General features: G+C 46.7%; 12 protein-coding genes. 8 read left to right on the top strand and 4 right to left on the bottom strand.

Annotated features, from left to right (window positions below; all coding sequences use genetic code 11):
* Positions 1-35 precede the first annotated feature (35 nt).
* The 4 genes from F8C76_RS12000 (at position 36) to F8C76_RS11985 (ending at position 3802) form a co-directional block, all read left to right on the top strand.
* Positions 36-1400, top strand: a complete 1365-nt coding sequence (locus tag F8C76_RS12000; protein ID WP_152131923.1) for a sigma-54-dependent transcriptional regulator — start codon at positions 36-38, stop codon at positions 1398-1400.
* The gene (locus F8C76_RS11995) at positions 1400-2752 is read left to right on the top strand and encodes a sensor histidine kinase (protein WP_152131922.1); all 1353 of its coding nucleotides are present in this window, start codon (positions 1400-1402) and stop codon (positions 2750-2752) included. Before F8C76_RS12000 ends, F8C76_RS11995 begins: the two co-directional genes overlap by 1 nt.
* Positions 2753-2765: 13 nt before the next feature.
* Entirely contained in the window at positions 2766-3215 is a 450-nt protein-coding gene (locus F8C76_RS11990) for a GreA/GreB family elongation factor (protein WP_152131921.1), read from the top strand.
* 257 nt (positions 3216-3472) lie between these two features.
* Complete coding sequence (locus F8C76_RS11985) at positions 3473-3802, top strand: hypothetical protein (RefSeq protein WP_116216578.1); 330 nt, start codon at positions 3473-3475, stop codon at positions 3800-3802.
* Here F8C76_RS11985 and arfB read toward each other — a convergent pair whose 3' ends face one another.
* The 3 genes from arfB to F8C76_RS11970 are packed head-to-tail and all read right to left on the bottom strand — an operon-like array spanning position 3803 to position 7362.
* Positions 3803-4207, bottom strand: a complete 405-nt coding sequence (gene arfB, locus F8C76_RS11980; RefSeq protein ID WP_152131920.1) for an alternative ribosome rescue aminoacyl-tRNA hydrolase ArfB — start codon at positions 4205-4207, stop codon at positions 3803-3805. It abuts the gene before it with no gap.
* The gene (locus tag F8C76_RS11975) at positions 4185-5180 is read right to left on the bottom strand and encodes an ABC transporter ATP-binding protein (RefSeq protein WP_152131919.1); all 996 of its coding nucleotides are present in this window, start codon (positions 5178-5180) and stop codon (positions 4185-4187) included. Before F8C76_RS11975 ends, arfB begins: the two co-directional genes overlap by 23 nt.
* A gap of 28 nt (positions 5181-5208) precedes the next feature.
* Positions 5209-7362, bottom strand: coding sequence for a prolyl oligopeptidase family serine peptidase (locus tag F8C76_RS11970; protein ID WP_152131918.1), 2154 nt, complete (start codon positions 7360-7362; stop codon positions 5209-5211).
* A gap of 362 nt (positions 7363-7724) precedes the next feature.
* Between F8C76_RS11970 and F8C76_RS11965 the strand changes: the two genes are divergently transcribed.
* The 4 genes from F8C76_RS11965 to F8C76_RS11950 are packed head-to-tail and all read left to right on the top strand — an operon-like array spanning position 7725 to position 10244.
* On the top strand, positions 7725-8636 hold the full coding sequence (locus tag F8C76_RS11965; protein ID WP_152131917.1) for a hypothetical protein: 912 nt from the start codon (positions 7725-7727) through the stop codon (positions 8634-8636).
* Between the two features lie 11 nt (positions 8637-8647).
* The gene (locus tag F8C76_RS11960) at positions 8648-9367 is read left to right on the top strand and encodes a hypothetical protein (protein WP_152131916.1); all 720 of its coding nucleotides are present in this window, start codon (positions 8648-8650) and stop codon (positions 9365-9367) included.
* 10 nt (positions 9368-9377) lie between these two features.
* Positions 9378-9806: a hypothetical protein gene (locus F8C76_RS11955; protein WP_116216572.1), complete on the top strand. Its 429-nt coding sequence runs from the start codon at positions 9378-9380 to the stop codon at positions 9804-9806.
* 12 nt (positions 9807-9818) lie between these two features.
* The gene (locus F8C76_RS11950; RefSeq protein WP_152131915.1) at positions 9819-10244 is read left to right on the top strand and encodes a hypothetical protein; all 426 of its coding nucleotides are present in this window, start codon (positions 9819-9821) and stop codon (positions 10242-10244) included.
* Between the two features lie 64 nt (positions 10245-10308).
* Here F8C76_RS11950 and F8C76_RS11945 read toward each other — a convergent pair whose 3' ends face one another.
* On the bottom strand, positions 10309-11322 hold the full coding sequence (locus tag F8C76_RS11945; RefSeq protein ID WP_152131914.1) for an aspartate-semialdehyde dehydrogenase: 1014 nt from the start codon (positions 11320-11322) through the stop codon (positions 10309-10311).
* Between the last annotated feature and the right edge of the window lie 237 nt (positions 11323-11559).

Here is an 11559-nt window from a genome sequence, read left to right as displayed (position 1 = left end):
CGTAGTTTTAGAATTGAAAAGGAATTATAGGAGTTATGACCGACGCCAAGATTTTAGTGGTAGATGACAACAAGAGCGTATTGAGCGCTTTGGAGATTTTACTCCAGTTTGAATACAAAAGCGTTCAGACCTTGTTCAACCCCAACCAGATTTCTTCCTTTCCCAATATGGAGGAAATGGACATTGTGCTGTTGGACATGAACTTTTCCGCTGGGGTGAACACAGGGAACGAAGGATTGTTTTGGCTCAACGAGATCAAAAAGAAATCCCCCAACACCTCTGTCATCATGATGACGGCCTACGGTGCGGTGGACTTGGCGGTAAAGGCCTTGAAGCAGGGCGCATCCGATTTTGTTCTGAAGCCTTGGAACAACGAACGGCTCATGACCACGGTGCAATCGGCCTACGAGTTGCGGAAATCCAAACAAGAGATCCACAACCTGAAGAAAAAGGAAAGCAACCTAAAACAGGTCATCAATGAGGACAAGAACTTTATCATTGGCCAATCCAAGGCGCTCTCCTCGGTTTTGAACTTGGTCGCCAAGGTGGCCAAGACCGATGTCAATGTCCTTATCACCGGCGAAAATGGAACGGGGAAAGAACTCATCGCTCGGGAATTGCACCGATTATCCGCAAGAAAAAATGAGGTGTTCATTGGGGTGGACATGGGGTCCATTGCCGAGAACCTTTTTGAAAGTGAACTGTTCGGGCATGTAAAAGGATCCTTCACCGATGCCAAGGAAGATCGGGCGGGAAAATTTGAGGCCGCCCACCAAGGCACCCTGTTTCTGGACGAAATCGGGAACCTTTCTTTGCAGATGCAGGCCAAGTTGCTCTCTTCCATCCAAAATAGGGCGGTGGTCCGGGTAGGGTCCAACACCTCCAGTCAGGTGGATATTCGGTTGGTCTGTGCCACCAATTGCAATCTGGAGCAAATGGTAGCGGATGGACTGTTTCGGGAAGATTTGCTCTACCGCATCAACACCATCCATATTGAAGTGCCTCCCTTGCGCGAGCGCGAAGGGGACGTTTTGGTGCTGGCCGACTTTTTCCTGAAAAAATTTGCCCATAAATATGATAAACCGGGGCTACGCATCAACAATGTGGCCCAAGAAAAATTAATGGAATACCAATGGCCGGGCAATGTCAGGGAGCTGCAGCACACCATGGAGCGGGCCGTGATCCTTTCGGACGGAAATGTGCTCAAGCCCACCGATTTTCTGTTGCACGCCAAGCCCATGCAGTCGTTGGACCATCAGCCATTGACGCTGAACGAGATGGAACAGCAGATGATCTTACGGGCTTTGGACCAACACGATGGCAATTACAGCGCCGCGGCGGAACAATTGGGCATTTCCAGACAGACCCTCTACAATAAATTGAAGAAAAAGCACGAATAATGGCCAGTCGACATTTTTATATCCAGTTGATTGTTCGGGTGATTTTGATCACGCTCACGGCCTTGGCCCTCGCTTTTGCAATCTCTAAAATGTGGTATTTCACCTTGGCGTTTTCGGTGATTTTTTTGGTGTCCCAAGTATATGCCTTGATCATATTCATCAATAGGACGAACCGCAAGATTGCCTATTTTTTCGATGCCATCCGCAATGAGGATTTTACCCTTCGTTTTCCCGAACGGGTGGCCATTAAATCCTTCAAGGAGCTCAACCAAAGCCTTAACCGGGTCAATGGGTTGATCCAGGAAGTACACCTGCAATTGCAGATCAGGGAACAATACTATCAGGAAATCCTGAAACAGGCCAGTATAGGTATCATGACCTATAACGAGAAGGGCCATATCCTGTTTTCCAACCCTACCATGGAAAAGTTGTTGGACTATTCCCCGTTGAACCACATCAAACAATTGGCCCAAGTGGATGAAAACCTGTTCAAGATCTTTGAAACCTTTGAGCCTTTTGAGCGCAAACAGTTTCAACTCACCAATGAGCGGGAGCAGATCCATCTGGCCATTAAGTCTACCGCTTTTACTTTGGATGGCAAATCGCTCCTGTTGGTGGTGATACAGGACATCCACAAAGAACTGGACGAAAAGGAGACCGAATCCTGGGTGCGCCTTATCCGGGTGCTGACGCATGAGATCATGAACACCATCACCCCCATCGCCTCCATTTCGGATTCCATTATCAAATACTATCGGAACAATGGAAAAATCACCCCCATGGAGGAGTTGGAAGAGCATCAGATCAAGAACACCCTGAAAGGGTTGGAGGTAATCAAGGAACAGGGGGGCAATCTCATGGACTTTGTACAATCTTACCGAAGCCTTTTGCACGTGCCGGAACCCAACAGGACCATTGTACAGGGAAAGGCCCTTTTGGGCAAGATCGATGTGCTCATGTCCGCGCGGCTGCATGAGGGCGAAACCGATTTTCAGGTGCTGTGCGACCCGGAGGATTTGGAACTGTTCATAGATGAAAAACAGATTGTTCAGGTATTGATCAATCTGGGCAAGAATGCACTTCAATCCGTGGGGGACACCAAAAACGGGAAGGTACAGATGGTGGCCGGAATGGACCGCAACGGAAAAAAATATATCGAGGTAAGGGACAACGGCCCGGGCATTCAACCTGAAGTGCTGGAAGAGATTTTTGTACCCTTCTTCACCACCAAGAGTGAGGGAACGGGGATTGGCCTGAGCCTGAGCAAACGGGTGATGCAACTGCACGGCGGAGGCATACAGGTACACTCCGTACCCGACCAAGAAACCGTTTTTAGATTGACGTTTGCCTAAACCACAATTGAAAATGCAGAAGAAAGAACAGCTATTAAAGTTCTGTTGGGACTATGTGGACACCCGAACGGAGCGCCTGAAAAGAAGTGCCGCGGCCCTACAGGAATCCTTGGATTCCGAAACCAAGAGCAGCGCTGGGGACAAGCACGAGACCGGACGGGCCATGGTGCAATTGGAGCAGGAAAAACTGGCCCAGCAATTGGTGGAACTGGACCGGCTCAAGGAAGTGCTCCAAAAAATAAATGTTGAAACCGCACAGGGCAAAATACGTTTGGGAAGTTGGGTAAAGACCGGCACGGCCCAGTATTTTTTGGCCATTTCCTGCGGGGCCGCCCCATGGGAGGGCCAGACGGTCTACTGCATATCGGCGGGATCGCCCATTGCGCAATTGCTCATGGGAAAAGAGGTGGGCCAGACCTTTGACTTTAATGGAAACACCCATACCATTTTGGAGGTGGGCTAAACTGTTCCATGCCCAATTTTAGTTGGATCTCTTTTTAGCTTGATAACGCCTGTACAACCAAACAGCAATTCAGGCTATTCCGGTCAAAGCGGCACTGGTAATTACTGAGATTGTTTCTTTTTCGGCTTCCATAACTAGGGTTTATATCCTCTAATTTACGGTTTTATCGCTATCAATCTGAACCAGTGCGGATTATCGTCCGCGCTTTTCTCATTTAGATTCTTTTCCTTTGGTTAAATGAACTCAAATCTTTAACTATGGAAAACAACCAGACCGCCTTTTTAAAGGGCGTTACAATTTTGGCCGAGGAGCATTTTAGGTCGTTGCGGCCCTACAGATCGGGTTTTGAGGTGGAGCACTTGTATATTAAAGGCTATCAGGATCTGTTGTTCCATCTGGAGTCCTTGATCAATGTCTGCATCTTGGCGCTGGACAATCCCCATGTGGGGGAACATACGCAGATCAGGGAACCGCAGGTGCACATCCAGAAAGTTCTGGAGCTCACGGCCCAACTTATCCCGTTTGAGGAAGCCGGGTTTTTGGACCAGATGCGGGAACTCATTTCTACTTTGGAAAAGGAAGACTAGCTACTCCAACCCCGGTTTTTTGCGTTGGGACTTATTTTCCGCGGCCTGTTTTTTGGATTTCAACCGTTTTTCCACGGAAGATCGGGTGGGCTTGGTGGGTTTCCGTTTTTTGGGAACGATCAAGGCATTTTTCAGCAGGTCAAAAAGGCGCTTCACCACAAGGTCACGGTTTTTGTGTTGGCTTCGGGATTCGTCGCAGTGCAATTGCAAGACCCCATCCTTGGTAAGCCTGGATTTCAGTTTCAGGAGCAGGCGTTCCTTTTCCACGGCGGACAATCCTTGGGATGCGGCCACATCAAAGGCCAGTTCCACTTTAGTGGAAACCTTGTTCACGTGCTGCCCGCCCGCGCCACTGCTTCGGACGGCCTTAAACTGTAGTTCGCTATGGATTTGTTTTTTGTTCACCTTGGAGACGCTTGTTTATGGTCCCCAAAGATACATTAAGGAAAACGGTATCGCCCACCTTCAGTTTTTTGGGCGTGTTGAAATAGAGCATGGGCCCATCTTCCACCTGCCCCTCGTTGAGGTAATGGCTTCCTTTAAAAAAGGAGTGGGTCACCCTCACCTTTAATCCCGAAGTGGCGGACACCTTGAACTCATCAGGGTACACCAACACCGATTTATCGATTTGCGAGTACGATTTCAGCAATTTTATGGGCAGTTCGTTCACCTCGCCAAACAGGCTGGCCGTATAGTAGTTGGGTGGATTGCGGTACAGTTTTTTGGTCTTTTGGTTGGCAATGATGCGCCCTTTTTCCAAAATCAAGGTCCGCTCTGCAAACGGAAGTACATCACTGGGGTCGTGGCTGGCGGTGAGGACGGTAATTCCCTTTTTCTTGAGATGGGCGAAAAGGTTCCTGCGAAGGGAGTTCCGTTTAAAGTTGTCGATGTGCCCAAAAGGTTCGTCCAACAAGAGGATTTCGGGCTCTTGGGCCAGTACCCGAGCCAGGGCCACCCGTTGTTGTTGTCCGCCACTCAGGTTTTTCACCTTGGTCTTGGCATAGGCCTCCAGTTCTATCAGGGCCAACAGTTCCGCGATTCGTTCTTGGTGGGTTTCCCGTTCAAAGACCGAAAGATATTGCCCAATGTTCTCTTCCACCGTGGTGAAGGGCATCAGGTCAAAATCTTGGGAGAGGTATTTCATGTACGGTTCGCCCGGCACCAGATTAAAATTGGGACCCAAGGCCTGCCTGTCGCCCCAAAAAATGGAACCGTCCTCCACATGCAAAAACCCATAAATGATTTTTAGGAGGGTGCTTTTCCCCGAACCACTTTCGCCCATCAGGGCCACGTGTTCGCCGGGGTGAACTTCAAAGGCCACATCTTCCAAAATGACCTTGGATTTGTACTGAAATGATGGAATCTGAACGTTGAGCATATAAAATTTTAGAATCTACAGCGATTCCTTAGTCCTTAAACTCCTTGAGCACCGCTTGGTTGGGAAGCTGGTCGTATCCCATGTTGTAAAAGGTGAACCCAAAGATGTCCGCATATTGTTCTATGGTCTTGCTTACCGGTGTTCCGGCCCCGTGCCCTGCATTGGTCTCTATCCGAATGAGGGTGGGGTTGGTCCCGGTCTGTTTTTCCTGCAGTTCTGCCGCAAACTTAAAACTATGGGCAGGCACTACACGATCGTCATGGTCTCCAGTGGTGATCAAGGTGGCTGGATATTCGGTGCCTTCCTTTACGTTATGCACGGGCGAATACCCTTTTAGGTAGTTGAACATTTCTTCATTGTCCTCCGCGGTGCCATAATCGTAGGCCCAGCCCGCGCCGGCGGTAAAGGTGTGGTAGCGGAGCATGTCCAAGACCCCAACGGCCGGAAGCGCCACTTGCATCAAATCGGGTCTCTGGGTCATGGTGGCCCCTACCAAAAGTCCACCATTGGACCCCCCACGAACGGCCAAATATTCCTTGGAGGTATATTGGTTGTCGATGAGATATTCCGCTGCGGCGATAAAATCGTCAAACACATTCTGCTTTTGGAGTTTGGTACCCGCAATGTGCCATTCCTTGCCATATTCGCCTCCCCCTCTGAGGTTGGGCACGGCATAGATGCCGCCTTGCTCCATCCAAACGGCATTTACAATGCTGAAAGCGGGTGTAAGGCTAATGTTGAACCCTCCATACCCATAAAGGATGGTGGGGTTTTTACCGTTGCGTTCCAATCCTTTTTTATAGGTGATGATCATGGGAACCTTGGTGCCGTCCCTGGAGGTATAGAACACTTGCTCGGATTCGTAGTCTTCGGGGTTGAAATCGATTTGTGGTTTCCAATACTGCTCGTATTCCCCGGTTTCCACATTGAATTTATAGGATGAGCCGGGCGTGTTGTAGTTGGTGAACGAAAAATAGAATTCCTTTTCCTCCTTTTTGCCCCCAAAACCACTGGCGCTTCCCACACCGGGAAGGTTCACCTCCCTGATTAGGTTGCCTTGATAATCGTACTGGAATACTTTGGAAATGGCATCCACCATATATTCGGCAAAAAAGTAGCCGCCTCCGGTGCCTACCGTGAGTACGTTTTCCGTTTCTGGGATTAAATCCGTCCACTGTTCCGGAGTGGGGTTGGAGGCATCGGCCACCACCACTTTTTTATTGGGTGCGTTCCGGTTGGTGACCAAAAACAGTTTGGAACCTTCGTTGTCGATCACAGAGGTGTCGGAATCGGTATCGTCCAGAATGGTGACCAATTTTGCATTGGGGTCGGTGAGGTCCAAAAGGAACAATTTGTTTCCCGATGTGGAAACGGATGCGGAGATGAACAGGTATTTTTCATCTTCGGAAACGTACCCGCCCACATAGCGATGTTTTTCCTCAGCAGTGCCACCAAAGATGATTTTGTCTTCGGATTGGGGGGTGCCCAATGCATGGTAGTACAGTTTGTGCTGATCGGTCTTTGCTGAAAGCTCACTGCCATCCGGCTTGTCGTAGCTGGAATAGAAGAAACCTTCGTTCCCCTTCCATGAAAGGCCACTGAACTTGATATCGACCAAGGTGTCTTCCACGACCTCGCGCGATTCGGCATCGATGACAATGCCCTTGCGCCAATCACTGCCCCCTTCCGAAATAAGATAGGCAGCTTTGGAGCCATCCTTGGTGAAGCTCAGTCCCATCAAGGAGGTAGTTCCATCTTCCGAAAAGGTATTGGGGTCCAGGAATACTTCTTCAGGTCCGTCACCCTTTTTTCTGTAGACCACATATTGGTTCTGCAGTCCGTTGTTTTTATAGAAATAGGTATATACCCCTTCTTTGAAGGGAGAACCCACTTTTTCGTAGTTCCAGAGTTTTTCCAGACGGTTTTTAAGGTCTTCCCGGAACGGGATCTTGTCCAAATATCCAAAAGTGGAGGCGTTTTGTTGTTTTACCCAAGCTTCGGTTTCTGGGCTTCGGTCGTCCTCCAACCAGCGGTAAGGGTCTTTGACCTCGGTTCCGAAATACGTGTCTACGGTATCGACTTTCTGGGTAGTGGGATAGTTCACAGCGATGGGTTCTTTTTTGGGAGTGGTCTGGCAGGCAGCGCATAAAACCACAACAGCTAGGAGACTTTGGTTTCGCATTTTTTGAGATTGATGCCGATAAAAATACAATGAATATTGGGTTTTGGGACAGAGCGCATACTCCATTAACGTTTTTTAACCTTCATGGTCCAAACAGGATGTTCCAAACTAGGTATGGGAAAGCTGCAACAGGGCATCATCAATTGAAAAGGGGCAGTGGTCAATTGAAACCTATCATTCATCAATTCAGAAACATTGGGCAGCCTTTTTTACCTAGTATTGAGCGTAAACAAAATCCTACAAAATCATTTGCCATAGGTTTTGATCGATGATGATGGAAGGGGATATGGAGTGCTGTGATTGGGAATAGGATTTTCAACGTAGGAGGCCAACGTCTTAAAAACCCTCAAATCTATCATTATATGAAAAATTCAATCTACCAACCATCCGGCCTAGCAGTGCTCGTGACAATTATGGCTTTCCTTGGCTGCACAAAGGAAGTTGACATCACAGAAACCGACGGCCTTGATGAGACCGCTGAAATTGGGAAGCACGCCACAAACAAGCAGTTGCTTCAAAATCCTTATGAAATACATGCATTCAGAAGGGCCTATCAAAAAGTATTGGACAGCTTGGAGTATGGCAACTTTGAAGCAGGGAAAACCTATCAAAAGACCAAAACAAAGGACACCAGCCAGATTGTACCCAACTATCGCTACATGAAGTTCAGTCCTGAAACGGACCAGCAGGAAAATAAGTTAAGGGAGCACCGAAAGATAGTGTTCATTGATTATCCTTTTGAATATGAGGATGGGGAACAGTATCACAAGGCCAACCCTTTGGACGATGGTGAACGGTTGTCGTTCTACACCAGTATTCCTGTAGAGGCCAAGTATCCCAAGAACATTCCCCATACCATACTTCAGGAGATGTATATCCCCGAAAGGGACGAAGACCTCAACAATATGGCAGATAAGAGCGACAAGGGAACCGAAAGAGGTAAAGTGAACAATACCATAGACTTTATGAACCATGTGATCGAACAGGCATATAAGGACACCAACAATGAGGATTTGTTGGTGGAACCTTTATTGGACAACAAAAAGGAGACTTGTGAAACCTGTCTGCTCGGAATCAATCTTGGAAGTAGATGGAGGCCAAGCGGCAATGTGCAGATCTTTGATGATAATTTGGGTACATCGAGCTATACGGTCATGGAATGCCAAACCTCCTATACCTACGACTATACCCCTTGCTATTATGGTGATTATGGCAATTGCCCCAAAAAAGTGGCGGGCCAAAACTGTACAAACAACCTTGGAACCTTAGGATAACGGGAGGAAGAATGAAGTACAGGGGGCAGATCTTCCAAGCCGCCATGCACTTTTATTATCATGATATAGGTGGTTTGACCCGCCCGCCGACCAATGGGTTTTGGAAGACCCAAATTAAGATAGCCGCAGTGGAGACCAGTCAAGGCCCTTCTTCCACAAAAATGCAAGTGGGTCATGGTACTTTTGGAATAATCCCCCATATTAAGATCAAGAGATATGGCGAGCCTTCAGAGGAAATTTATGGCACTACCATACATGAACTTGCCCATGCCGCCCATTGGCGTATTGATCCCATTTCTTGGGATGATTTGGTGGAACAGGGGTATATTTATAATGGTGGAAGTAACAATCCTGGCCCGGCCGGGGCAAGTGCGCGCAGGCTAATGGAAAGTTGGGCCACAGGCGTGGAAATTTACCTTACCAATATGCGGTATAGAAGATTGGGGCCTAATAGCTATGATTATCAGAATACAAACCTTCAAAATAGAAAAATTGATAATGGGGGGAGTATTTTCAAATTTTACACAACAACGTTTTATGATATGTTCGACCCTCTTAATCAGAGGGATAAATATGGTATTGAAGTACCCATAGACAGGGTTTCAGGAGTGACATGGCCAAATATGGAAAAGTCTTTAATTGGAACAACTAGATGGGAGGAATGTCGGGAAAAAAATGTTGCAATCTCTGGACAGTCTTATAAAATTCGAGAATTGTTTAATAATTGGTAAATCCAAAATAATGAAGTTTATATATATATTGATCTATTTTATTGTCCCATTTCTTGTGATGTCCTGTTGGCACAGGGAAATGGAGGAAACCGTTAACCTGATCATAAATAATGGCCTGGATAACCATATAGAATTAAAGTTTTTCAAAAATGGTCTTCCAAGTGGCAGAAAATCAATCTCTAGATTGGGGAAGGGGGAGGTTTTTAGTGATGGAGATACAAATATGGGAGTGCAAATCAATGGAATTTTTGAAGCAGATTCCATAGAGGTGATTTTTGATAATGAACGTATTGAAACGCATAAACTATTCTATAACGAGCCTGTCGGTAATAGCTTATTTGATTTTAGTTCCTATGAGAAAAAAGGAGACACCCATACCTACACTATTGATCAGAAAAACTACAACAACGCGACCCCTTGTGAAGGACCTTGTTATTGATGATTTATAAAAATGAGACACTTAATTATCGGAGCAATGGTTGTTATGATCTTTTTTGGATGCACTCCAGAACAATCCACGATTTCAGAGTATCAAATTGAAAATGGTCTCAATATTCCAATCGTACTGCGTTTTTATAGGAATGGTCTTCCTAGTGCACAAACGAGTGTCGTAACCCTTGAGGGTCTAGGAAATACCTATAAAAAGTCTGGGGAAGCCTTGGGATCGAGTACTACTCCTTTTGATGTATTTAGCGCTGACTCCATTTTAATAGTTTTTGATGGAAAAAGAATACAAGGGCACAACATGTTTGAGCCAAATGGGTTTTCATTGTTAAATCAGCAAGACTATCAAAAAATAAGTAGTGGCAGATTTTTGTATTTGATAGATCAAAAAAATTATAATAATGCCACTCCTTGTGATGGTCCGTGTTACTAAATACTGTGGAATTAGAAAAGGGCCCAATTGGGCCCTTTTTATATGATTGAATTTTCCTAAAAACTTAAGAAACAGCTTCTGAAGTGTTCGAAACCAAATTGTTCTCCACCAAATACTCGGCAATCTGAACGGCATTGGTAGCCGCTCCTTTACGAAGGTTGTCCGCCACGATCCACATGTTCAAGGTGTTGGGTTGGGTCTCGTCCCTACGGATACGTCCCACGAACACATCATCCTTGCCATGGGCAAACATAGGCATGGGGTAGGTGTTGGTGTCCGTGTTGTCCTGTACCACAACACCGGGAGTCTCGCTCAATAATTGTCGCACTTCGGCAAGCTCAAAATCGTTTAGGAACTCAATGTTCACCGATTCTGAATGCCCACCAGCGGTTGGGATACGCACTGCGGTAGCTGTAACCGAAAAGGTACGGTCGTCCAATATTTTTTGGGGCTCACGGGCCAATTTCATTTCTTCCTTGGTGTAGCCGTTTTCCAAGAACACATCGCAATGGGGCAATGCATTTCGGTTGATGGGGTAGGGATATGCCATGTCCCCCTCTATGCCGGCAGCTTCGTTCTCCATTTGCTGAACGGCTTTTAACCCGGTCCCGGAAACGGATTGGTAGGTAGAGACCACCACACGTTTCATCCCATATTTTTTATGTAGCGGGTCCAACACCATCACCAATTGAATGGTGGAACAGTTAGGGTTAGCTATGATTTTGTCCTCGGCGGTCAATTCACTTGCATTGATTTCAGGGACCACCAATTTTTTAGTGGGGTCCATTCGCCAAGCGGAAGAATTATCGATGACGGTGGTACCAACTTCGGCAAATTTGGGAGCCCACTCCAAAGAAGTGTCCCCACCTGCGGAGAAAATGGCAATATCGGGTTGGGCGGCAACGGCATCGGCAAGCCCAATAACGGTATGCTTCTCCCCCTTATACTCCAACGTTTTGCCCACGGAGCGCTCCGAGGCCACCAATAACAATTCTGAAATGGGGAAATCGCGTTCCGCCAAAACTTGCAACATCACTTCGCCAACCATTCCTGTGGCACCTACAACTGCTACTTTCATGCTTACTTAAATTTGAACCGCAAAGGTACGCCAGATAGCGATTTAAACAAGCATCCAATAGAAGAATAATCAAAAAATAACAAAAAGTTACAAATAAAACGACCATCAACCTGCTTGCGGGGCAAATTGATGGTTTTTAAAGGGTTAATTGTGATGTAGCGGGGATGCCGAAAATTCAGCACCAACGATGTTTGTTTTCTGATTGTCCGTAATCAATGATACAACTAAAAAAATTGT

This window comes from Flagellimonas olearia, assembly GCF_009184425.1.
GTDB lineage: Bacteria > Bacteroidota > Bacteroidia > Flavobacteriales > Flavobacteriaceae > Flagellimonas > Flagellimonas olearia.
Note: the sequence above shows the minus strand (reverse complement) of the source record. Positions and strands in the feature narration are given on the sequence as shown.

What these genes read in the sequence shown, in the direction of transcription:
- F8C76_RS12000 (WP_152131923.1), top strand. Translation starts at nt 36, where the DNA reads ATGACCGACGCCAAGATTTTAGTGGTAGATGACAACAAGAGCGTATTG.
- F8C76_RS11995 (WP_152131922.1), top strand. Translation starts at nt 1,400, where the DNA reads ATGGCCAGTCGACATTTTTATATCCAGTTGATTGTTCGGGTGATTTTG.
- F8C76_RS11990 (WP_152131921.1), top strand. Translation starts at nt 2,766, where the DNA reads ATGCAGAAGAAAGAACAGCTATTAAAGTTCTGTTGGGACTATGTGGAC.
- F8C76_RS11985 (WP_116216578.1), top strand. Translation starts at nt 3,473, where the DNA reads ATGGAAAACAACCAGACCGCCTTTTTAAAGGGCGTTACAATTTTGGCC.
- F8C76_RS11975 (WP_152131919.1), bottom strand. Translation starts at nt 5,180, where the DNA reads ATGCTCAACGTTCAGATTCCATCATTTCAGTACAAATCCAAGGTCATT.
- F8C76_RS11970 (WP_152131918.1), bottom strand. Translation starts at nt 7,362, where the DNA reads ATGCGAAACCAAAGTCTCCTAGCTGTTGTGGTTTTATGCGCTGCCTGC.
- F8C76_RS11965 (WP_152131917.1), top strand. Translation starts at nt 7,725, where the DNA reads ATGAAAAATTCAATCTACCAACCATCCGGCCTAGCAGTGCTCGTGACA.
- F8C76_RS11960 (WP_152131916.1), top strand. Translation starts at nt 8,648, where the DNA reads ATGAAGTACAGGGGGCAGATCTTCCAAGCCGCCATGCACTTTTATTAT.
- F8C76_RS11955 (WP_116216572.1), top strand. Translation starts at nt 9,378, where the DNA reads ATGAAGTTTATATATATATTGATCTATTTTATTGTCCCATTTCTTGTG.
- F8C76_RS11950 (WP_152131915.1), top strand. Translation starts at nt 9,819, where the DNA reads ATGAGACACTTAATTATCGGAGCAATGGTTGTTATGATCTTTTTTGGA.
- F8C76_RS11945 (WP_152131914.1), bottom strand. Translation starts at nt 11,322, where the DNA reads ATGAAAGTAGCAGTTGTAGGTGCCACAGGAATGGTTGGCGAAGTGATG.